Genomic DNA, 20921 nt, shown 5'->3' with positions numbered 1-20921 from the left:
TCAGGCGTTCGCGTCGAGGGTCCGGATCAGGATCCGTCCACACTCCTCGCAGCGCATGACCTGCTCGGGCGGTGCCGCCGCGATCTTCGCGAGATAGCTCGCGTCGAGCTCCATCCGGCAGCCCTCGCAGCGCCGCTGCCGCAGGGGTGCCGCGCCGACGCCGCCCCGCTGCGTACGACTCTTCTCGTACGCCGCCAGGAGCTCTGCGGTGATGCCGCCCGCCGCGTCGGCGCGTTCCTTGCGAGCCTGTTCGGCTTCGGCGTCGATCTCGGAGTACGCCTGGTCACGGGCCTGTTCGGTCTCGGCAATCGTGGTGTCGAGGGCGGAACGCCTGGCCTGCAGCTCGGCGTGCCGGGCGGTCGCGGACTCGAGACGTTCCATGATCTCGAGTTCGACGTCTTCGAGATCGGACTGGCGCTTGGTGAGGGACTCGATCTCGTGCTGGAGGCTCTCCAACTCCTTCGGCGAACCGACCTGTCCGGACTGGAGCCGCTTCTCATCGCGCGCCTTGCGGCTGCGGACCTGTTCGACATCGGCGTCGGCCTTGCGCTGCTCGCGGGCGAGGTCGCTGGCCTCGGTCTCGGCGGCGACGGTCGCGGTTTCGAGCTCCCGACGTTCGGTGTGCAGGCGTTCGACCTCAGCGGCCTGCGGGACGGTGCGCCGGCGATGTGCCAGCTGGTCGAGGCGCGAGTCGAGTACCTGGACGTCGAGCAGCCGGAGCTGGACGAGAGGGTCGGCGTTCAGTGGATGTTCCCTTCCTGATCGCGGTGGCCGCCCGCGGGGACCGCACTGGGGACGTGGAGGGTCCACGGGTCTGTGCATGTCGTCGAGACGCGGGTCTCCACCGTAGTGCCCCGCTGCGCGAGTGCACGCACGAGCCGGCCGGCCGCGTCGGCCAGCCATGGCCACTCGCTGGCCCAGTGCGCGACGTCGACGAGGACGGGCGCGCCGGGGTACTGTCCGGCCTCCGACGCCGGGTGGTGGCGCAGGTCGGCGGTGACGTAGGCATCGACCCCGACCGCCCGCACGAGATCGAGGTAGGAGTCGCCCGCGCCACCGCAGACCGCCACCGTGGCAATGGTCCGGTTGGGATCGCCGGCCACACGGACGCCGTGCGCCGTCGGGGGCAGCGCGGTGGCCACGCGCTCGCGGAAGGTGTCCAGGCGTTCGGCGCGTGGGAGGGAGCCGATCCGTCCGGTGCCGAGCGCCGCTGCGTCGGGACGCGGATCGAGCGGACGCAGGTTGGTCAGCCCGAGCGCGGCGGCGAGGGCGTCCGACACGCCCGGAGCGGCGGCGTCGGCGTTGGTGTGGCACACGTGGAGCGCGATCCCCCGAGTGACCATCCGGTGTACGAGCGTGCCCTTGGGTGTCGTCGCCGCCACACCGTGGACGCCCCGGAGGAACAGCGGATGGTGGGCGACGATCAGGTCGGCCGACCATGCGATCGCCTCCTCGACCACCTCACCCACCGGGTCGACGGCGAAGAGCACCCGCGCGATCGAGGCGTCCGGATCTCCGCAGACGAGGCCCACCGCGTCCCAGTCGGCCGCCCAGCTCGGGTCGTAGAGCTCGTCGAGCACCTGCACGACCTGGCGCAGCGTCGGCGGTGCGGGTGAGCTCTCGGTCGGCACCGGGCCAGGCTAGTACGCCCCCGTGCCGCGCCCGCGAATGACCACGCTGAGCATGCCAGCGGAACCCCACCATGCATGGACGCATGGTCGTGGTTCCGCTGGCATGCTCAGCGTGGTCATTCGCGGCTCAGCGCGGTCATTCGCGGCTCAGCGTGGTCATTTGCGGCTCAGCGCGGGCGGCGGCGAGTCAGACCCGGGCGGGGAGGTGGCGGTCGGCGGCGTCGGCGAAGCGTTCCCAGTCGTACGCCGTCATGGCGTGGCCGCCGGGCCTGATGTGGTAGCCGATCCGGCTGGGCACAGGCGACGAGACCGGCGGCATCGACGTCGCGCCGATCCCCTCGACGCCGAGCAGCTGGTAGATCGGATCGGCGTAGCGAGCGCCGAGGAACTCGCCGTACGGATCGGCCCAGGTGTCGTCCTCGGCGCTCGCGACGTAGACCGGACGCGGCGCGACGAGCGCCACCAACAGGTGCTGGTCGAACGGCAGTGTCCCCTCCCGCCCGGCGTACCCCGCGAAGTTGCCGCAGAACCAGCGCGGGAACCGCGACGTGATCGCGTCGACGGTCTCTCCGACCAGCCGCCGCGACAGCGCGACGCCGCCGCAGCCGGAGTTGTTGGAGACGGCCATCGCGAAGCGCAGGTCCTGCGCGGCGGCCCACAGCGCTGCCTTGCCGAGCCGCGAGTGTCCGGCGACGATCACCCGCATGGCGTCGACGCGCGGATTGCCGACGAGGTAGTCCATCGCCCGGCTGAGCCCCCAGGCCCAGGCGCCCAACGATCCCCAGCGCTCGCCGGCCCGGCGGGCCGCGTCGGCAGCGAGGAACACCGGATGGCGCAGGATGCCGAGGCGCCCCGACCAGTGCCCGGCGTCGGCTTTGCCAGTTGCCTGTCCGTCGACGTCCGGCTCGATCTCCTCGTAGCACAGGGTCGCGACGCCGTAGCCGCGCTCGACGAGGTGCGCGAAGGGCCACGGCTCGCCCTGCCCGCCGACCTCCACCTCGTGGTTGCCGCGGAAGTTGAGCGCGAGGAACAGCGGCACCGGCCCGGCCGCGCCGTTCGGGAGGTGGACCAGCAGGTTGAGGGTGGGCTCCGCGCCGACCGGCGCGTCGCCAGGCGACCCGAACGCAAGCCGAACCTCGATCCGCGTCGACCGCCCGTCCAGTGCGGTCGCGTCCTCGGATCTCACGTGCGTACGCATGGGCAGCGTCACCTGCGGCGTCACGCCGTACATCTGGCGCGCGAACAGGCCCATCAGCTCTGGTCGGCGGCGTTCGAACCACTCCGCCGCGCTCGTCACCCGGAACCCGTCCAGGCAGACGAAGGGATCCGGTAGCCCGCCCGGCACCGACAGTTCTGCCTCGGGCACCTTCAACCACCCACCTGCGACGCGCGTCATGACGCCACCTTCATCCGGACGACCATCATTCGGACGACCTCAGCCGGAACAGGATCTCGCCGGCGTTGGGCACCACGAGGGTGTCGGGATCGCGCTCCCACTCGGCCGGATCGATGGTCGCCGGGTCGCGGTAGTCGAGCCCGAGCGCGCGGGTCCGGGCCTCGTCGAGCCCGGTCGCGAGCGTCACCCTGACCCGGCAGCGCTCACCGAGGGACGGATCGTAGGAACCATCGCCTCGCAGGTGGGTGGAGTGCGCGAGCACCGAACGCGACACGTCGGCGAACCTCTCCCACTGACCGGTGAAGTAGTCGCGGCAGTGGTAGCCGATCTTCTCGATGAGTGCACCGTGCGTGCGGCTGACCTCGTGGACGTGCGGCGCGTGGACCACGACCTCGCCGCCGTCGGCGACGATCGGCTCGACCTTGTACATCCCCTTGCTGGCGGTCCACAGTTCGTCGTAGCGCTCCGACACGAGCGACAGCACCCGCCGGACCGGCTTCTCCAGATAGCGGACGTGGGTCTGCGCCGACACCTTCGCCGACGCCGCCCACGCGTCCTCTGGCGTGCCGAACGCCAACGAGTGCAAATCCTTCGTGCCGGACGCGACGACCGCCGCGAGGCACAGCCGCTCCGAAGGGATCATCGCGGCGGCCCGGTCGATCACCGCCCGCACAGGCGTCACACCAGGCATCCCGATGATCCCGGTGTTGCCGATCAACGCGCCGAGCCAGTGGGTGAGGTCGATGATCTCCCGGCCGGCGACGCCTGGGAAGAAGTACTTGTTGCCGCCGGAGAAGCCCACCACCTCGTGCGGGAAGACCGGCCCCACGACCAGCACCACATCGTGCTCGACGACGTGCCGGTTGACGGTGACCGTCACCGGCTCCTCGAACCGCCCTTCGGCGAGCGCCGCCACCTCGCGGGCCGGCAGCTCACCGACGGAGACCAGCGCCTCGGGGATCCACCACTCGTGGTTGACGACCGTCGTACGCGGAAAGGTCTCGGCCAGCCGGCCCTCCGCGTACCCGAGGTGCGCGGCCAACTGCGCCTCGTCCATCGGTGGATGCGTTCCCAGTGCGATGAGAACGGTGAGCCGGCTCACCCGCCCGTCCACGGCGTCGTGGACCGCGCGCAGCAGCAGCGGCAGCGGGCACGACCGGGTGGAATCCGGAATCACCACGCACAGGCTCCGCCCGTCGAGCGGGACCGAACGCAAGCGCTCTTTGACGAAGTGTCGGGCCTCCTCGGCCGACACGGAGCGGCCCGGGCCTCCGATCAGCTCAGCGCTCACATGGCTCCGTCTCGTTGGTGCCGGGCTGTTCCCAGGATCGGCCACGCCGGCTGGGTCAGCTGGAGATCTCCTTGAGGTACGCCAGATTGTCGCGCACCTTCTCCTCCAGCGGCACCTCGGTCGAGAAGTCCTCGACCGACACCCAGCCGTCGTAGCCGAACTCCTTCAGGTGCTGGAACAGCCGCGGCAGGTTGCCGACCCCGTGTCGCATCGGCGCCCAACCCCACGTCCAGTCGGTGCGGTCGGCGCCGTCGACCTTCGTCGCCACCGGCGCGGCGTTCTTCACGTGGACGTGCGCCAGGTGCTCGCCCAGGATCTCCAGACTCCACAGGTCGTATTCGTACCCCTCCTGGAGCATGTTGCCGATGTCGTGGATGACCCCGACGTGGGCGGGATCGAAGTCCTCGACGAATCGCTTCGCCGCCGACGCGCTGGACGTCAGGGACTGGTGGTGGAGCTCGACCAGGGCCTTGACGCCGTACTGTGCTGACAGCTCGGCGACCTTGGCGTACTCCTTGCGCCGCTGGGTGAACGCGGCGTTGTAGCCCTCGGGTCCGGGCTTGCCGACCGTGACCCGCATCTGCTTCACCCCGAGAGCGGACACGCCGCGCATGAGGCGTTCGACGTCGGCGATCTCGTCGCAGCGGGCGTACGCACCGACCGACGGCATGCCGAGCCCAGCCTTCTCGGTGATCTCTCGGATCCGCGGGACGTCCTCCTCGAACGACGACAGCGGCCAGGTGCACTTGTTGCCCGACCAGAATCCACCGCCGGAGCCCGACGCCGGGGGCTTCTGGTCGACGACCCGCCACTCGACGCCGTCCCAGCCCTGGGCCGCGAGCCTGGTGACGGCCTCCTCCGGCGTCCACTCGGGCAGGCTCGCGGTGAAGACGGCAAACTTCATGAAGTCAGCTCCTTGATCTTGACCGGGCTCTGCGTCCGTGCGGACTCGTAGATACCGCGGATGAGGGCGAGGGTGCGGATTCCCTGCTCGACAGTCACGAGCGGCCGCCGGCCCTGCTCGACCGCATCGAGGAAGTCCGCGAACTGGGTCGAGTGCGACGTCGCGGTGAGCCCGGCGACGGTCGGCTCGTCGTCGTCGGACTTCTCCGCGCCGTAGCCGTGCTCGGCAAGGACGGCCTCGGCCTGGTTGGCCCGGCCACCAGCGCCGTAGGCGTAGGCGTCGCTCTGTTCGTCGGCCGCGTGGTAGTAGGTGAGCTTGTTCTGGTCGATCACGGCCGAGCCGCGGTCGCCGTGCACCCGCACATGGGTGCTCAGGCCGGGGTAGGCGGCTGTGGTGCCGTGAACGACACCGAGTGCGCCGTTCGCGAACCGCACTGTCGCGACCGCGGTGTCCTCCACCTCGATCCGCTCGTGGGCAAGCAACCCGGCCACGGCGTAGACCTCGACGGGCTCCCCCAGGAACCAGGTGAACAGGTCGATCGTGTGGATGCCCTGGTTCATCAGGGCGCCGCCGCCGTCGAGGGCCCAGGTACCGCGCCAGTCGCCGGAGTCGTAGTAGCCCTGGCTGCGCCACCACGACATGACGGCGTTGCCCGAGGTGAGGGTGCCGAACTTCCCTGCCTCGAGGGCTTCGTGGACGATCAGGCTCGCCGGGTCGTGGCGGTGCTGGCTCACGACCATCACCGTCCGGTCCGAACGTTGCTCGGCCTCCTGGATCCGGCGGGCGGCGTCGAGGCGAATCTCGATCGGTTTCTCGACGATGACGTGCTTGCCGGCGTCGATCGCGGCGACGGCCGCGTCGGCGTGCAGGCCGCTCGGCGTCCCGATGGTCACCGCGTCGACGTCCGAGCGCGCGAGCGCCTCGTCGACGGAGGTCAACGCGTCGACCCCGAGCTCACCGGCAAGCTTCTGTGCCCGCTCGGGGACGACGTCCACGACGGCGGCGAGCTCGGCACGTGGGCCCAACGCCTGAATCGTCTGTGCGTGGGTGCGACCGATCACTCCAGCGCCGATCACCGCGAATCGCATGCAAAGCCCCTTCTGCGTCGGAGGACCCCGTCGATCAGTTGTACGGACTCAGCCGGACGGACCGAGGAGGAACGAATTCAGTTGTACGGACCCAGTTGTACGGATCCAGGTGTCCGAACCCCAGCGGTACGGACTCAGTTGTACGGGATACCGTCGGCGGCAAGCAGACCTGTGAATGCCTTCGTCGCCTTCGCGAACAGCTCAGGACCGGAGAAGCCGCCGGACTCCCCCATGTAGGCCAGGTGCGGCTCCATCGAGAAGTACCTGTCCTGGGAGTGTCCGCCGGCGCCGAAGCTGTCGTCGCGAAGGGCACGGATGGTCTCGGGGATCTGGCCGTCGCCCTCCCCCGCCGGGACGACCCGCCCCTCGGCCCGGACGGCGTCCTTGATCTGGAGGTACTCGATGTAGGGCCGCAGGCTCGCGAACCCGTCGGTGAACGGCGCGACGTCACAGAGGACGAAGTTCGCGGGATCCCAGACCAGCTGCAGCTTGTCCGACCCGACCGACTCCACGAGGTCGAGGCAGCGGGACGGGATGTCGCCGTAGATCTTGCGTTCGTTCTCGTGGGCGAGGATCACGTCGTGGCCCTCGGCCCGGGCCGCGAGCGCGGACATCCGGCGAAGCACCTCGTCGCGGTGCTTGCCCGGGTCGTCGCCGTCCGGCATCCAGAACGAGAAGATCCGGATGTACGGTGCGGAGAACTCATCAGCCACCCACAGCGCCCGGTCGAATCGCGCGAGGTGCTCGTCGAAGTCGTCGTGTATGCCGACCTTGCCGATGGGCGATCCGACCGCCGACATCGAAATGCCGTGCTGGGACATGAGCTTCTTCAGCTCGGCAATCTGGTCGTCGGAGAGGTCGAGGACGTTGACGCCCCATGCGCTGCGGAACTCGACGTACCTGATCCCCAGCTCGTTCAAGGTCCGGAACTGGGTGGTCGGGTCAGGGTCGATCTCGTCGGCGAATCCGGAGAGGGTCCACATCGTTGGCGTTCGGCTCCTCGTATGCAGGTCGATGGTCAGGCGGTGTGCGGTGGAAATGATCAGGAATGCGTGATCATTCCCCACGATGCGCGGCCAAGTCGCCGTGCATCGTTGGGACATGCCGTGCAAGTCGGCGCGGCCATCCCCCCGGGCAGGAGGCACACCGGCGGTTATGGCAACTATGGCAACCGGTTGCCAAAGGTTGTCAAGGGGGGCAAGACTATGCCGTCCGACAACGGCTCCCGCGCACCGGGAGCTGACGGCGCCTGGGAGGTGGAACTGTGGTGTCCGCACGCGACTCGGTACCCGTGAACCCGTCAGGTCGCGCGCCGACGATCCACGACGTCGCGGCCCGCTGCGGTGTCGCCGCCTCCACAGTGTCGCGGGCGTTCTCCCGGCCCGAGCGGGTCAATCTCGCCACCAGGCAACGGATTCTCGCCACCGCCGAGGAGATGGGCTACCGGCCGAACCCCATCGCCAGGGCCCTGCCGTCCGGCCGGACCAGGACGCTGGGCCTGCTGGTACCCGACATCACCAACCCGTTCTTCCTCGACCTCATCCGGGGCGCCGAGCGGGCGGCGGCCGCGGCCGGTTACACGCTGGTGCTGGCCGATACCGACGAGTCGAGTGAGACCGAGCTCACGGCGGTCAGGAGGCTGACGCGGGCTGTCGACGGGTACGTCCTCGCATCCTCCCGCCTGTCAGACGCCCGTTTGCGGGAGGCATACGCGACCTCGCCGCTCGTCGTCGTCAACCGCCGGGTGGCGCCGCTGCCGGGCGTACTCATCGACAGCGCCCACGGGACACGGGCCGCCGCCGAACACCTCGCCTCCCTCGGCCACGAGCGGATCGCCTATCTCGCCGGGCCACGCGCATCGTGGTCGGACCAGCGGCGGTGGCGGGCGCTGCAGTCGGTGGCGCGGCGGCGCGGCCTCAGCACCGTCCGCATCGGTCCGCTGGCGCCGACGGTCGACGCCGGCGTCGCTGCCGCGGACGCGATCGTCCTCGAGGACGTCACCGCCGCGGTGACGTTCAACGACCTGCTCGCGATCGGGGTGCTGCGCCGCCTGCGTGCCCGCGGGATCGGAGTGCCGGACCAGATCAGCGTCGTCGGGTGCGACGACATCTTCGGCGCCGACTTCTGCCACCCGCCGCTGACCACGCTCACCGCACCGATCGAGACCGCGGGACGGGCGGCCGTCGACCTGCTGCTCGGCCTCCTCGACACCGACCGGCAGGGGTCTGGCCGCGACGTCGTACTCCCCACGCGACTGACGATCCGAGACTCCACCGGAACGGCACCGACGACCACCAGCCGGCCTGTCCCCCTGACCGCCGAACCCTCCAGTTGACCATGCATCCCCTCGACCTGACGATGCATCCCCTCGAACTGACCGCCGTACTGCCGCACCACCGCCGCACCGCCTGTGCACACCGCAGGACCATCCACGAGCGGAGATGATCGCGATGAAACTGAGCTTCAGCACCCTCGGCTGCCCGAAGTACACCCTCGACGAGGTGGTGTCCACCGCGAAGGACAACGGCTACGAGGGCGTCGAGATCCGGTTCCTGCGGGGTGAGGTCGCGCTGGAGAACCTCGAGGAGTTCTCACCGTCCGGCATCAGGAAGACGAAGGCGGCGCTGGACGCGGCCGGGGTCACGGTCGCCTGCCTGGACACGAGTGTCCGCTTCACCTCGCCCGACCCGGCCGAGCGCGCGAAGCAGCAGAACGCGGCACTGACCTACGCTCGGATGGCGGCCGAGCTCGGCACGTCCTATATCCGGGTCTTCGGCGGAGCCGTCCCCGAATCGTCACCTGAACGCGAGGAGACGACCAAGCGCATCGCCGAAGGACTCGCGGAGGCCGCGGCCGCGGTCAAGGCCGAAGGAATCACCGCGGTCCTGGAGACTCACGACAGCTTCTGCACCTCGACCCAGGTCGCCGAGCTGCTGTCCTACGCACCGAACGACGACCTCGCGATCCTGTGGGACGTCCTCCACTCCTATCGCTCCGGCGAGTCTCTCGAGGACACCTGGCGCGCGCTCGGTGACCGGATCAGGCACGTCCACCTGAAGGACTCCTCGCGCTACTCCCCCACCGAGTTCAACTTCGAGCTGACCGGTGCGGGCACCATGCCGATCAGGGAGTTCGCCGGCCTGCTCCAGCGGGAGGGCTACGACGGTTACCTCAGCTTCGAGTGGGAGAAGGCCTGGCACCCCGAGATCGAGGAGCCCGAGGTCGCGATTCCGCAGTACGCGGCGTACATGCGTCCGTTGCTCGCCGAGGTCGCGGCGCGGTAGGCGTTCTCGATGGAACGCGTACGGGTCGGGATCATCGGCAGCGGTTTCTCAGCGGCGTTGCATGCCGAGGCGTTGCGTCAGGTTCACGGGCTCGACGTCACCCTCGCCGCCGTCGCGGGCCGTGACCACGACAAGGCGAAGAAGTTCGCGGCCCGGCACGGGATCGCCACCGCCCATGCCCATTCCTACGATCTGCTGGCCGACGATGACGTCGACGTCGTGTGTCTCTGCGTACCGAATGCCGCGCACGCACCCCTCGCGATCGAGGCCGCTCAGGCGGGCAAGCACGTCATCTGCGAGAAGCCACTCACCGGTGCGTTCACGGCACCGTCAGGTCTGGACGACGGCGACGACGGCGACGGCGACGGCGCGGCCTTCGCCCGCACGGCGCTGGAGGAGGCGCTCACCTCCGCCGACGCGGTCCTCGACGCGATGACAGCCGCGGGGCGCCGACTGATGTACGCCGAGAACTGGGTGTACGCACCCGCCGTCACCAAGGCGAAGCGCCTCCTCGGAGCGGCCGGCGGCTCGATCCTCGACATCCGCGCCGAGGAGAGCCACAGCGGCTCGCACGCGCAGGCGTCGAAGTACCGCGCCCGTGCCGGCGGCGGCGCGCTGCTGATGCTCGGCTCACACCCGATCGGCGCGGCGCTGCACCTGAAGGCCGTCGAGGGCCGGCGCAAGACGGGCCAGCCGGTCCGCGTGCGCTCCGTGGTCGCCGACACGGCGCCGCTGTGGGACGCACCGGCCTATGACGACCACGCCCGCCGCTGGCTGGTTTCCGACTGGGTCGACGTCGAGACCTGGGCGAGCGCGATCCTCACCTTCACCGACGGGACGAAGGCGGTGATCAACGCGTCGTTCGGCCAGCTCGGCGGTGTCCGCAACACGCTCGAACTCGCCACCACCAACGCCGTCCTCAGGGCCAACATGACACCGAACGACGCGTTGCTCGCCTACGCCCCACACGCGGAGGTCTTCGGCGCGGAGTACCTGAGCGAGAAGCTCGAGACCAAGGCCGGATGGAGTACGCCGGCGCCCGACGAGGACTGGGTACGCGGGTATCCGCAGGAGATGCAGGACTTCTGCGAATGCGTGGCGTACGACCGCGAGCCACTGTCCGACGCCACCCTGGCCCGGGACGTCGTCGAGGTCATCTACGCCGCCTACCTGTCGGCCGAGACAGGTCGCCGGATCAATCTTCCCGTATCCACCGAGAGCGCAGGAGACAGTCGATGATCTACGAGCTCAACCACGTGGGTGTCCGGATCAGGGACCTGGACGAGAGCCTCGCGTTCTGGGTCGGGATCCTCGGCGCGAAGGTGGTGAGCGAGGCGTTCATCCCGAGCTCGCGGACCGACTGCGTCTACCTGCAGATCGCCGACGGGATGGTCGAGTTGCTGCGTCCGGCCGACCCACCGGCGGGCACGACGTTCGGGCTCGACCACATCGCGTTCATGACCGACGACCTCGACGGTGACCACCAGCGCCTGGTGGGGGCCGGGTTCGCGTCGCTGCTGGACCCCAAGGTCGCCGGAACGGGCCGCGGCAGGCTGGCGTTCGTGTCCGACCCGAGCAAGGTGAGGGTGGAGCTGCTCCAGCGCGAGGAGGACTTCCGGGTCGCTCCGCTCGAGGGGTTCGTCCGGAGCCTGGACCACTACTCTGTCGCGGCGGACGACCTCGACGCGTCGGTCGCCTTCTACGGCGGACAGCTCGGCCTGCGACCAATCACGACGCTGAGCGACGGCGCCGGCGGCACGGACGCGTACTTCCACCTCCGCGACGACGCCGTGGGACTGCACCACCCGGCCACGCCGGCGCCGGATGCTCCGCGGATCCGGCATGTCGGGTTACGGGTCGACGACGTGGAGGCGGCGACCGACCGGCTGCGTACCCACGGCGTCCCTGTCGCGGCCGAGCCCGCACCTGCCGGCCACGGGCACGGGCGGGTAGCCGAGGTCCACGACCCGGACGGCGTACCTGTGCTTCTCCTCGACCGCGACGACCTGCGCGAGCGCGCGTCGAACGCCTGAGACCACCAGCCCGACGCACACACGCGACCCAGGAGAGGGAACGGATGAGCCAGATCGAGCTGCACCCCGACCGGCTGCTGCCGACCGAGCCGAACCTGCGCGGGATCGCCCGCCGGCTGTACGACGAGATAGCGGGGCTGCCGATCATCTCGCCCCACGGGCACGTCGACCCGGCGATCCTGGCCAACGACGAACCGTTCGGCGACCCCGCCAACCTCCTCGTCGTGCCCGACCACTACGTCACCCGGCTGCTGCACGCGCACGGCGTACGACTCGACGACCTGGGCGTTCCGCCCGGCAACCCGGTCGGCGACACGTCAGCCCGGGAGATCTGGCGGACGTTCTGTGCGCACTTCTGGGCGTTCCGGGGCACGCCGTCGCGGTACTGGCTCGAGTCGGAGCTGGTGGACGTCTTCGGCGTCAGCCTGCGACCGTCGGCCGAGACCGCCGACGAGCTCTTCGACCAGCTCACCGAGCGGCTCGCCGACCCTGGCTTTCGGCCGCGGGCCCTGTACGAACGCTTCGGGCTCGAGGTCCTCGCCACCACCGACGACCCGGCGTCCGACCTCGCCGACCACCAGCGGCTGACCGAGGACCCGGCGTGGAAGGGCCGCGTCGTCCCGACGTTCCGGCCGGACGCCTACCTCGACCCGTCGCGATCCGACTGGGCCCAACAGGTGGCGAGGCTGGGCGAGGCGGCCGGGATCGACACGAAGACGTACGACGGCTACATCGCCGCACTGGAACAGCGCCGGGCGTACTTCGCCCAGCACGGCGCCACCGCGAGCGACCACGGTCACGCCGACGCGGGCAGTGCGCCCCTGGACCCCGCCGACGCCAGCCGGATCTTCTCCGCCGGCCTGGCGGGTGCGGCGACGGCCGACGAGCAGACCGCGTTCCGTCGGCACATGCTGAGCGAGATGGCGCGGATGGCCTGCGATGACGGTCTCGTGATGCAGCTGCATCCCGGCGTGTTCCGCAACCACCACTCGGCGACGTTCGAGCGGTTCGGCGCCGACGTGGGATGCGACATCCCGGTGGTCGCTGAGTACACCCGGGCGCTGCGGCCGCTGCTGGAGCGGTACGGCACGCACCCCAACTTCCGGATGGTGCTCTTCACCACCGACGAGGACGTGTTCTCGCGCGAGATCGCGCCACTGGCCGGCTTCTACCCGTCGGTGTTCGTCGGGGCGCCGTGGTGGTTCATCGACACTCCTGACGCGATCCTGCGGTTCAGGGCGGCCGTGACCGACACAGTGGGGTTCCACAAGACGGCCGGATTCGTCGACGACACGCGGGCGTACTGCTCGATCCCGGTACGCCACGACATGGCCCGACGGCTCGACGCCGGATTCCTCGCCCGTCTCGTCGCCGAGCATCGGCTTCCCGAGGACGAGGCGGCGGAGACCGCACGCGACCTTGCATACCAGCTGCCGGCGTCGACTTTCCGGCTCACATGAGGAGGGCAGGGCTCGTGAACGAGCTGAACCGGCGGTCCGCGCCCGGGGCCGGACCTGCCGCACCCATTCGTACCGTCCATCTCGGGCTCGGCGCGTTCTTCCGCGCGCACCAGGCGTGGTACACGCACGTGGCCAACAGCGGGGGCGACGCCGAGCCGTCCGGGATCGCCGCGTTCACCGGGCGCCGGCCGGACGCCGCGCTGCCACTGCGGGCGCAGGATGGGCTCTACCACCTGCTGGTCCGCGACGCCGGTGGTGACCGGACCGAGCTGATCGCGAGCATCTCGGCCGCGTACGACGGGGCGGACGCCGAGACCTGGCGACGGACGCTCGCCGATCCGCTCGTCGGGACCCTCACCCTCACGGTGACGGAAGCGGGCTATCGCCGCGGACCGGACGGAGGTCCGGACCTCGACAACCCGGCGGTGGCATCCGACGTCGAACGCCTACGGGCCGGCCACACCGACGTGACCACCGCGCCGGGACGCATCCTCAGCGGACTCGCCGCCCGGCAGGCAGCCGATGCCGGACCGCTCGCGATCGTGCCGTGCGACAACCTGGTCGACAACGGTCCGACCCTCGCCCGCGTGCTCAACGGCCTTGCCGCCGCGGTCGACGACGGCCTGGCGGAGTGGCTGGCCGGTCAGGTGTCGTTCGTCTCCACGACGATCGACCGGATCACACCGGCCACCACGCCGGAGGATCGCGAGGTGGTCGCCAAGCTGACCGGGTTCGCCGACGCCGCGCCGGTGGTGACGGAGCCGTTCAGCGAGTGGGTCCTGGCCGGGGAGTTTCCGGCAGGCCGGCCGGCGTGGGAGCGCGGGGGTGCGCGGTTCGTTCCCGACGTCAGTGTGTTCGAGCAGCGCAAGCTGTGGCTGCTCAACGGCGCACACTCCTTGCTGGCCTACGCCGGACCGACCCGCGGGCACGCGACCGTCGCCGAGGCGATCAACGACCCGGTGTGCCGTGGCTGGGTCGAGACATGGTGGACCGAGGCGGCGCGGCACCTGCCGCTTCCCACCGACGACACCACCCGCTACCGCGAGGACCTGCTGGAGCGGTTCACCAACCCGCGGATCCGGCACAACCTGGCCCAGATCGCGATGGACGGTTCACAGAAACTCCCCATCCGGGTACTCCCGGTGCTCACCCGCGAACGCGCCGACGGGCGGCTCCCCGAAGGCGGCATCCACGCCCTCGCCGGATGGCTGGCGCACCTGCGCGACGGAACAGCGGTCCGTGATCCGAGAGGCGAGGAGTTGACGAACGCAGTGTCGGGGCCAGTTCCCGAGGCCGCCCGGCGGATGCTCCGTGCGCTCGACGCGCCGCTGGCGGACGACCACGACCTCGTGGAGGCAGTCGCGGCCACCTGTCGCGGCCTGGTCCCGTGATCATGATCGTTATCGTGAAGGTTTTCTGGGGCTCTGGACCCACGAACCATTCATGATCACGGTCATGATCACCGGTCGCCGGTCGCCGGTCACTGGTCACCGGTCACCGGTCGCCGGTCATCGGTCGCCGGTCATCGGCGTGGTCACGGTCATGATCACCGGCGGCATAAGTGGCATGAGCATGGGTACTCCTTCATCGACCCCTGCCGGCATTACCCCCGGACCCCGGTGATTCCGCAGCTCCGCGCGACAGACCCGGGAGCCGGTTCGATGATCTCTTCACCCGACTTTGCCCCGGAGGCGAACCGCCCGCAGGCATCCCTCGAAGGCGATCTCCACCGAGCCCGGCCGGAACGAGTTCCCGCGCAGGGCCAACGAGTTCCCGCGCAGGGACGAAGGGTCAAGGGGCGGGGTGTCGACCTGCCCGGGACCGACCGGCCTACAGGCCCAACGGGGTACCGACCGGCCGGCCGGCACGTCAGATACACCGAACCGGCGGAGACCGACCCGCCCTCGGCCGGACCGCTCGCCGCCGGGGCCACCCACACGGCGCCCATGTACACCAAGCCGCCGTACGCAGGGGTGACCGAAGCCAGGCTGACCGACGCAGGGGTGACCGAAGCCAGGCTGACCGAAGCCAGGCTGACCGAAGCCGGGGCGACCAAGAACGATGCCGGCCTCTTCGAGGACGAACTGACGGACGCGGAGTCAGCGGGAAGGCACCGGCTGCCCGTCTCGTCCGTACAACCAGCTGCCGCCGCGCTCGTCTCCGGCCTCATCTACGTCCTCACCGCCGGCAAGGCGGGTAGCCCTGACGCGCGGCGTACGCTCGGCCGTCCACGCTTTCTCCGCCGGGGCGGCGCCGCCTGACCTGACACCGGATCGCCCACGTCCGGCTCGGGCAACGCCGTGATCAGAACGTCGTGGTGAGGTCCAGCGCCTGACCGCTCCGGGACGACTCCGCGACCTTCAGCATGATCTCCAGCGCGTGCCGCCCGTGTTCGGCGGACAGGACCGGCCGCTCACCCGTGCGTACGCAGTCGGCGAGATGCTCGACCAGTACCGCCCGGTGCAGCTTGTCAAGCCAGCCTTGCCGGCCGCGGAGCTGCCCCCATCCGCGCGGTTCGACCCAACCGTCGACGCCGGGCAGAGCATCGGCACGGTAGACCTCGATCGGTCCTTCGCCACTGGCGTTCCCGTCCCGGATGTTCAGCGCACCCTTGCGGCCGAAGATCTCGATCTTGGGGCTCTTCGCCGCGTGGACGTTGTACGTACCGTCGACGACGGCGAAGGTCGCGCCACCGAAGTCGAGCATGAACAACGAGTTGTCGTCGGCGGTGACGTCGATGACCTTGCCGGCGAACGGGCCTGCGCGCACGACCCGGGTCGGCTCGGTGATGCCGGAGAAGGCCACGACCCGTTCGGCCGGGCCGAGCAGCGCGGTGATCTCGTGGATCCCGTAGACGCCCATGTCCAGCAGCGGTCCGGAACCCTGTTGGTAGAACCACGTCGGGTCCATCGGCCAGCCGAACGTGCTGCCGGCCGGTCCCGCATGTGAGCTCCGCACCCGCGCGAACGCGACCTTGCCGATCGTGTCCGCGTCTAGCAGCCGCCGCGCCTCCTGGTACGCCGGAAACACCGCGTCCGGTGGCGAGCACACGACTGTCAGGCCATTGGCGGCCGCGGTCTCGACGATCGCGTCGGCGTCCTCCATCGTCGTCGCGAGCGGCTTCTCGGTCGCGAGGTGCTTGCCGGCCTGGACGATCCTGCGCGAGGTTTCTCCGTGAACCGTGATCGGGGTCAGGTTGACCACCGCGTCGAGGTCGGACTGGTCGAGCATTGCCTCGAGGCTGGAGTAGACCTCCGGGATCTCGAACTCCTTCGCCGCCTCCCGTGCGCGATCCACCTCTGGATCGGCGACAGCGACGACGGTCACCTTGTCCGCTATCCAGCCGAGATTGGGGAGGACGCCGTACGACGTCGTGGCGATCATGCCCGTGCCGAGTACGCCGAGCCGCAGCGGTCCCGACTTGCGCCCGTCCTGCGCCGTGTCCTGCGTCGCCATGGCAGACCTCCGGGTGGTGATCAGGCGATTGTGGCCGGTCGGCGCCACCATGACACGTCCACGTGCTGTCGTGCGCAGCACTGCCTAATGCGGCCGGCCAGGTTCCGTCACCGTCCCTGTCTGTGAGGCAGACGGATGAGTAACGATCGCAGGCATGGACTCGCCCGCACGTATCGCGATGGTCGGCGTCGACCACTGGTACTCCGCGATCCCGCTCGCCCAGGAGGTCGCCGCGCGGGCCGACACCGAGCTGGTCGCCGTCGCTGATCCCGATCGTGACCGTGCCGAGGAAGTGGTCGCGAAGGCAGGTCGTGGCCGGGCCACGTCCGACGCCGAGGAGCTTCTCGCCGACCCGTCCGTCGATCTGATCGCGTCCTTCACGAGCACCGAACGCAACCCTGCCATCTGCCTGGCAGCGGCCCGCGCCGGCAAGCACCTGCTCTCGATCAAGCCGGTCGCCCGGACGCTCGACGAGGCAGCCGAGGTCGTCCGGGCGGTCCGCTCGGCGGGTGTGGCGTTTTTCCCCGCCGAGTCCCAGCTGCGGACGACGGCCATGAACCAGCAGATCCGGACCTGGCTGGACGAGGGACGCCTCGGCCAGGTGCGTACCGCCAGCTACTCGTTGTGGTCCTCCCTCCCGCAGGGATGGGCCGGAGTGTCCGACCCGGGATGGTTCACCGACCCCGAGCGGGCACCAGGCGGTGGCTGGATCGACCACGCGATCTACCACCTCGACCAGCTGCGGTGGCTCCTCCGTGCAGAGGTGAGGTCGGTCCGCGGGACCGCGGCCTCGCTGAAGTACCCCGACCTCGGCCTCGAGGACTACGGCCTCGCGGTGGTGGCGTTCGACAACGGCGTGATCGCGCGGATCGAGGACACCTGGCTCGCCTCGCCCGGCGGCGGGCGCCAGACCATGAGCCTGGTCGGCACCGACGGCGCCGTTGCGTACGACAGCCTCAGTGGACGGCTCTCCCTCACGGGCATGGGCGAGACGCACGAGGGGTGGGTCCACCTCTCACCGCCCTCTGGACGCGGGAGCGTTCTCGAGCGGCTTGTCGCGACAGTCCGTGGCGAAGCGGACCCGCTGGCCACCGTCGACGACGCCTGGCACAACCTCGCCGCCTGCCGGGCGTTCTACGAGTCGACGGCCACCTGGGTGGCCGTCACACCGGCACCGCTTCCCTAGGGCATCTGTCGGATCACGATCGGCTCGCGGCCTCCGCCAAACCGCCAGGGCAACGTCCCGTGGTCAGTCGGCCGGGGCGCGGATACCGTATCTCGGATGGTGACGCGATCTTCTGCGGATGCACGGCACGCTCGAGCTCTCGAGCGGGAACTCCCGGACTACCCAGACGAGAGGGGCGAGATCCTCCTCGAGGCCGCACACCACTGGCACCGAGCCGGTGAGCACGGGCGGGCGATTGCGCTGCTCACCGAGTGTGTCGAGTTGGGTGGCGAAGATGGCGGCCTCGCGCGGTGCAGCCTGGCCGACGTCCTCTTCGACCTCGGTCGCGGGGACGAAGCACAGGACCAGCTCGACGCCCTCCGCCGGGACCGGCCAGCGTCCATCACGCCGTACTTCCTGGTGGGAGAGCTGCTGGAGGAGCGTCGGGAGTACGACGAGGCGCTGCGATGGTTCAACATCGCGGTGTCCCGCTGCACAGAGGAGGACCTGCCGGGCCCGGACCGAGATCCCGGACCACTGTCGTTCGCCGGAATGATTCTGGCGGGTCGCCGACGAGTCCGTAGGGCCCTGGGCCTTCCGGCTGACAACCTGGACAACAAGGTGGTTGAGCCTGGTGCCGCCCCGCCGTTCGTCGACCAAGCCGGCCTTGATGACGCCCTCTCGGACAACGCGTCGCGTTCGGTGCAGGTCCGGGTCCTCTTCTGGCCCCGCCCAGAGATTCCCCTGGCGCACGAACGCTGGCCACAACTCGTGCAGCACCGTGACGCCGACACCTTCCTCCGCGAACGGGAGCTCGCCAACCGCCAACTCGCGGTTGCCCCCAACCGGACCAGGATCGTCATGGTGCCTCTGACCGTGGCGAAGCTGACGGAGTACGCAGAACGCACGGGCAAGGACGTCGCCGACGACGCGACCCGAAAGGCGTGCATGGAGGAGATCGCCGACGAGGGCGGAGTGATCGACTGGCCACCGGCCCGCAACGCACCCTGCTGGTGCGGCGCGGGCCGGAAATACAAGAAGTGCTGCGGCCGCCCGGACCTCCACTGACATGTCACCGGACCAGGACGGTGGGGCCGGACGGGATCGAACCGCCGACACTCGCGGTGTAAACGCGACGCTCTACCACTGAGCTACGGCCCCGGGAGATGGTGACCGGAAACACCCGGTCGAGGCGAAAGGTTACCGGGTGCCCACCCCGGTGCGGTCATCGACGGTCAGCGAGGCAGTTCCTCCACGGCTCGCACCAGCGTCGTGACCTCCCGGGCATCCGGGATGGCGTTGACGACGGTCCACCGGACCACGCCGGCCCGGTCGATGACGAACGTGCCACGCAGCGCACACCCACGCTCCTCGTCGAAGACGCCGTACGCCTGTGCCACCGCGCCGTGCGGCCAGAAGTCCGCGAGCAACGGATAGGTCAGCCCTTCACGGTCCGCGAAGACCCGGAGGGCGAACATCGTGTCGCACGAGACCCCCAGCACCGCCGTGTCAGCACCCTCCAGCAAGGGCAGGTGGTCACGCAGCGCCCGCAGTTCGCCGGTACAGATACCGGTGAAGGCGAACGGGTAGAACACCAGGACGACATTCCTGACGGCCCGGAAGCCGCTGAGGCGTACGTCGGCCCCGTGCTGGTCGGACAACGCGAAGTCCGGTGCCACCTCGCCGACCCCGATCGGCATGCGTCCCCCTCGTGGGCGCCGTCAGCGCTGGCGGGCGCGTGGCGTGACGAGCTTGGTGCCCAGCCAGTCGGGTGCCACGGACAGGCTGGTTGTCGTCGAGAGCCCGGCGGTCGGCGCGGACTCCGCGATCTCGCTCGCGTCGACGTAGCCGTCCCGACCGACCTTCGGCGTCAGCAGCCAGATCACCCCGCCGTCGGTGAGGTCGGTCTTGGTGTCGACCAGCGCATCAACCAGATCGCCGTCGTCATCACGCCACCAGAGGATCACGGCGTCGACGACGTCGCCGTACTCGTCGTCGACCAGCTCGTTGCCGGTGTGCTTCTCGATCGCCTGGCGCAGGTCCTCGTCGGCGTCATCGTCCCACCCGAGTTCCTGCACCACCATGCCCGGCCGCAATCCCAGCCGCTCTGCCGGCCCAGACTGGCCCTCGGCCTCGCCTGCGGTCGCACTCACGACGCCGTCCTCCTGTTCTGTCATCAGTGCTTATGGTCGCATCAGGGAATTCGATCGACTACCCGACCCACCAGGCGACGCTCGCTGTTCCGGCGATCGCCGTCCGGTCGGTCCCCTTCAGATCATGATCCCCCAAGACACCCCCCGGAACGCTGGCCGGTAGTCCAGCGTGTCGGTGCGGTCGTACGCAAGTGTGGAGGGAGTTTTGCACGAACCTATCGCCCGCGGGTCCCAGCCGCGCGGAACGGGTTGCAGCGCTGCAAACCAGGAATCAGCCATCGACGAAGGACAGGCGCACCTTTCGGCGCGGATTGTCGCGGTTGGTGTCGACCAGGCAGAGGCGCTGCCAGGTGCCGAGTTCCAGTACCCCCGACAGCACCGGCAGGACGGCGTACGGAGGAAGGAACGCCGGCACGAGGTGATCACGCCCATGACCAGGAGACCCGTGCCGGTGGCGCCACCCCAGCTCCGGCGGCAGGACCCGCTGGAGCACCTGGAGAAGGTCGTCGTCACTACCGGAGCCGGTCTCGATCGTCGCGAGACCGGCCGTCGCATGCGGGACGAAGACGTGGAGCAACCCGTCCGGTCGCCCCGGAATACTGGCGAGGAACCGCTCGCAGTCACCGGTCAGGTCGTAGACGCTCTCCTCCGGACCGGTCTGGACGTCGACGACCTCGCTGCGCATGCGTACCCCTCCCGGGCCCTGGGGCCGATCAGGTCCTACGGGATGATCCCTTCTGCTCCACGACCGCATCCGGCCCCGGGAAGACGAGCGCCTCGTGGCCGTCGTCGAACCGGACGACATAGGGTGGGCTCCCGTCTTCTCCGCGGACCTCGACGATCTGACCCATCCTCTCGGGGTTCCCGACATGCCGTCCGAAGACGTGAAGCCGATCACCGACCCGCGCGTGCATGACGACCTCCACCAGACGTGGTTGTGACCTCACAGAGACTGCCCGGTTACCGGTCGGATGAAAACTGACGGCATTGCGAACGTCCGAAACCGTACGCCACACCAGGGTCTTTCGACTGCGGCACCGCTGCCGCGAGAGACTATGAA

Annotated in this window: 21 protein-coding genes and 1 tRNA gene; 9 read left to right on the top strand and 13 right to left on the bottom strand. The window is 69.7% G+C overall.

The window, feature by feature from the left end:
- The 7 genes from ABN028_RS07080 to ABN028_RS07050 form a co-directional block, all read right to left on the bottom strand.
- Nucleotides 1-810 (bottom strand): zinc ribbon domain-containing protein, encoded by an 810-nt coding sequence (locus tag ABN028_RS07080; RefSeq protein WP_349696030.1) that lies wholly within the window; start codon nucleotides 808-810, stop codon nucleotides 1-3.
- A complete protein-coding gene (locus ABN028_RS07075) occupies nucleotides 741-1631 on the bottom strand; it encodes a Nif3-like dinuclear metal center hexameric protein (protein WP_349696029.1) in 891 nt (296 codons plus the stop codon). The genes ABN028_RS07080 and ABN028_RS07075 overlap by 70 nt, the downstream gene beginning before the upstream one ends.
- Nucleotides 1632-1818: 187 nt before the next feature.
- The gene (locus ABN028_RS07070) at nucleotides 1819-3027 is read right to left on the bottom strand and encodes an alpha/beta hydrolase family protein (RefSeq protein ID WP_349696028.1); all 1209 of its coding nucleotides are present in this window, start codon (nucleotides 3025-3027) and stop codon (nucleotides 1819-1821) included.
- Nucleotides 3028-3052: 25 nt separating this feature from the next.
- Nucleotides 3053-4318 carry a lactate racemase domain-containing protein gene (locus ABN028_RS07065; RefSeq protein ID WP_349696027.1) on the bottom strand — a complete coding sequence of 422 codons (1266 nt, stop codon included), beginning with the start codon at nucleotides 4316-4318 and terminating at the stop codon, nucleotides 3053-3055.
- Nucleotides 4319-4373: 55 nt separating this feature from the next.
- Nucleotides 4374-5222 carry a sugar phosphate isomerase/epimerase family protein gene (locus ABN028_RS07060; RefSeq protein ID WP_349696026.1) on the bottom strand — a complete coding sequence of 283 codons (849 nt, stop codon included), beginning with the start codon at nucleotides 5220-5222 and terminating at the stop codon, nucleotides 4374-4376.
- Nucleotides 5219-6310 carry a Gfo/Idh/MocA family protein gene (locus tag ABN028_RS07055; RefSeq protein WP_349329227.1) on the bottom strand — a complete coding sequence of 364 codons (1092 nt, stop codon included), beginning with the start codon at nucleotides 6308-6310 and terminating at the stop codon, nucleotides 5219-5221. Before ABN028_RS07055 ends, ABN028_RS07060 begins: the two co-directional genes overlap by 4 nt.
- Before the next feature lie 134 nt (nucleotides 6311-6444).
- On the bottom strand, nucleotides 6445-7293 hold the full coding sequence (locus ABN028_RS07050; RefSeq protein ID WP_349329226.1) for a sugar phosphate isomerase/epimerase family protein: 849 nt from the start codon (nucleotides 7291-7293) through the stop codon (nucleotides 6445-6447).
- Between the two features lie 284 nt (nucleotides 7294-7577).
- On the opposite strand from ABN028_RS07050, the gene ABN028_RS07045 reads away from it, so the two are divergent.
- From ABN028_RS07045 to ABN028_RS07015, 7 genes are all read left to right on the top strand, one after another.
- Nucleotides 7578-8645 (top strand): LacI family DNA-binding transcriptional regulator, encoded by a 1068-nt coding sequence (locus ABN028_RS07045; RefSeq protein ID WP_349696025.1) that lies wholly within the window; start codon nucleotides 7578-7580, stop codon nucleotides 8643-8645.
- Nucleotides 8646-8760: 115 nt separating this feature from the next.
- Nucleotides 8761-9594, top strand: coding sequence for a sugar phosphate isomerase/epimerase family protein (locus ABN028_RS07040; RefSeq protein WP_349696024.1), 834 nt, complete (start codon nucleotides 8761-8763; stop codon nucleotides 9592-9594).
- A gap of 9 nt (nucleotides 9595-9603) precedes the next feature.
- Nucleotides 9604-10833, top strand: coding sequence for a Gfo/Idh/MocA family protein (locus tag ABN028_RS07035; RefSeq protein WP_349696023.1), 1230 nt, complete (start codon nucleotides 9604-9606; stop codon nucleotides 10831-10833).
- Entirely contained in the window at nucleotides 10830-11627 is a 798-nt protein-coding gene (locus ABN028_RS07030) for a VOC family protein (protein WP_349329222.1), read from the top strand. The genes ABN028_RS07035 and ABN028_RS07030 overlap by 4 nt, the downstream gene beginning before the upstream one ends.
- A 44-nt stretch (nucleotides 11628-11671) precedes the next feature.
- A complete protein-coding gene (gene uxaC, locus ABN028_RS07025) occupies nucleotides 11672-13087 on the top strand; it encodes a glucuronate isomerase (RefSeq protein WP_349329221.1) in 1416 nt (471 codons plus the stop codon).
- A 14-nt stretch (nucleotides 13088-13101) separates the two neighbouring features.
- Nucleotides 13102-14478 carry a mannitol dehydrogenase family protein gene (locus tag ABN028_RS07020; protein ID WP_349329220.1) on the top strand — a complete coding sequence of 459 codons (1377 nt, stop codon included), beginning with the start codon at nucleotides 13102-13104 and terminating at the stop codon, nucleotides 14476-14478.
- A 270-nt stretch (nucleotides 14479-14748) separates the two neighbouring features.
- Nucleotides 14749-15348 carry a hypothetical protein gene (locus tag ABN028_RS07015; protein ID WP_349696022.1) on the top strand — a complete coding sequence of 200 codons (600 nt, stop codon included), beginning with the start codon at nucleotides 14749-14751 and terminating at the stop codon, nucleotides 15346-15348.
- A 43-nt stretch (nucleotides 15349-15391) separates the two neighbouring features.
- On the opposite strand, the gene ABN028_RS07010 is transcribed toward ABN028_RS07015, so the two are convergent.
- On the bottom strand, nucleotides 15392-16543 hold the full coding sequence (locus tag ABN028_RS07010; RefSeq protein ID WP_349329218.1) for a Gfo/Idh/MocA family protein: 1152 nt from the start codon (nucleotides 16541-16543) through the stop codon (nucleotides 15392-15394).
- 154 nt (nucleotides 16544-16697) lie between these two features.
- Between ABN028_RS07010 and ABN028_RS07005 the strand changes: the two genes are divergently transcribed.
- Complete coding sequence (locus ABN028_RS07005; protein WP_349696021.1) at nucleotides 16698-17729, top strand: Gfo/Idh/MocA family protein; 1032 nt, start codon at nucleotides 16698-16700, stop codon at nucleotides 17727-17729.
- 96 nt (nucleotides 17730-17825) lie between these two features.
- Nucleotides 17826-18776, top strand: a complete 951-nt coding sequence (locus ABN028_RS07000; RefSeq protein ID WP_349696020.1) for an SEC-C metal-binding domain-containing protein — start codon at nucleotides 17826-17828, stop codon at nucleotides 18774-18776.
- Nucleotides 18777-18797: 21 nt separating this feature from the next.
- Here ABN028_RS07000 and ABN028_RS06995 read toward each other — a convergent pair.
- From ABN028_RS06995 to ABN028_RS06975, 5 genes are all read right to left on the bottom strand, one after another.
- Nucleotides 18798-18869: transfer RNA gene (locus ABN028_RS06995), tRNA-Val, on the bottom strand.
- Between the two features lie 74 nt (nucleotides 18870-18943).
- The gene (locus ABN028_RS06990) at nucleotides 18944-19408 is read right to left on the bottom strand and encodes a peroxiredoxin (RefSeq protein ID WP_349696019.1); all 465 of its coding nucleotides are present in this window, start codon (nucleotides 19406-19408) and stop codon (nucleotides 18944-18946) included.
- A 21-nt stretch (nucleotides 19409-19429) separates the two neighbouring features.
- A complete protein-coding gene (locus tag ABN028_RS06985) occupies nucleotides 19430-19861 on the bottom strand; it encodes a DUF3052 domain-containing protein (protein WP_349329278.1) in 432 nt (143 codons plus the stop codon).
- A gap of 271 nt (nucleotides 19862-20132) precedes the next feature.
- On the bottom strand, nucleotides 20133-20546 hold the full coding sequence (locus tag ABN028_RS06980) for a YjbQ family protein (RefSeq protein ID WP_349696018.1): 414 nt from the start codon (nucleotides 20544-20546) through the stop codon (nucleotides 20133-20135).
- Nucleotides 20547-20574: 28 nt separating this feature from the next.
- Entirely contained in the window at nucleotides 20575-20775 is a 201-nt protein-coding gene (locus ABN028_RS06975; RefSeq protein WP_349329213.1) for a DUF1918 domain-containing protein, read from the bottom strand.
- Nucleotides 20776-20921 lie beyond the last annotated feature (146 nt).

The organism is Actinopolymorpha sp. B17G11 (assembly GCF_040196095.1).
In the GTDB taxonomy this organism is placed as follows: domain Bacteria; phylum Actinomycetota; class Actinomycetes; order Propionibacteriales; family Actinopolymorphaceae; genus Thermasporomyces.
Note: the sequence above shows the minus strand (reverse complement) of the source record. Positions and strands in the feature narration are given on the sequence as shown.

Bases quoted from the DNA above. Each gene is read 5' to 3' on its own strand.
- ABN028_RS07055 (WP_349329227.1), bottom strand. From the start codon at position 6,310: ATGCGATTCGCGGTGATCGGCGCTGGAGTGATCGGTCGCACCCACGCA.
- ABN028_RS07030 (WP_349329222.1), top strand. From the start codon at position 10,830: ATGATCTACGAGCTCAACCACGTGGGTGTCCGGATCAGGGACCTGGAC.
- ABN028_RS07015 (WP_349696022.1), top strand. From the start codon at position 14,749: ATGATCTCTTCACCCGACTTTGCCCCGGAGGCGAACCGCCCGCAGGCA.
- ABN028_RS07005 (WP_349696021.1), top strand. From the start codon at position 16,698: ATGGACTCGCCCGCACGTATCGCGATGGTCGGCGTCGACCACTGGTAC.
- ABN028_RS06990 (WP_349696019.1), bottom strand. From the start codon at position 19,408: ATGCCGATCGGGGTCGGCGAGGTGGCACCGGACTTCGCGTTGTCCGAC.
- ABN028_RS06980 (WP_349696018.1), bottom strand. From the start codon at position 20,546: ATGCGCAGCGAGGTCGTCGACGTCCAGACCGGTCCGGAGGAGAGCGTC.
- ABN028_RS07040 (WP_349696024.1), top strand. From the start codon at position 8,761: ATGAAACTGAGCTTCAGCACCCTCGGCTGCCCGAAGTACACCCTCGAC.
- ABN028_RS07070 (WP_349696028.1), bottom strand. From the start codon at position 3,027: ATGACGCGCGTCGCAGGTGGGTGGTTGAAGGTGCCCGAGGCAGAACTG.
- ABN028_RS07010 (WP_349329218.1), bottom strand. From the start codon at position 16,543: ATGGCGACGCAGGACACGGCGCAGGACGGGCGCAAGTCGGGACCGCTG.
- ABN028_RS06975 (WP_349329213.1), bottom strand. From the start codon at position 20,775: ATGCACGCGCGGGTCGGTGATCGGCTTCACGTCTTCGGACGGCATGTC.
- ABN028_RS07050 (WP_349329226.1), bottom strand. From the start codon at position 7,293: ATGTGGACCCTCTCCGGATTCGCCGACGAGATCGACCCTGACCCGACC.
- uxaC (WP_349329221.1), top strand. From the start codon at position 11,672: ATGAGCCAGATCGAGCTGCACCCCGACCGGCTGCTGCCGACCGAGCCG.
- ABN028_RS07035 (WP_349696023.1), top strand. From the start codon at position 9,604: ATGGAACGCGTACGGGTCGGGATCATCGGCAGCGGTTTCTCAGCGGCG.
- ABN028_RS07000 (WP_349696020.1), top strand. From the start codon at position 17,826: ATGGTGACGCGATCTTCTGCGGATGCACGGCACGCTCGAGCTCTCGAG.
- ABN028_RS07060 (WP_349696026.1), bottom strand. From the start codon at position 5,222: ATGAAGTTTGCCGTCTTCACCGCGAGCCTGCCCGAGTGGACGCCGGAG.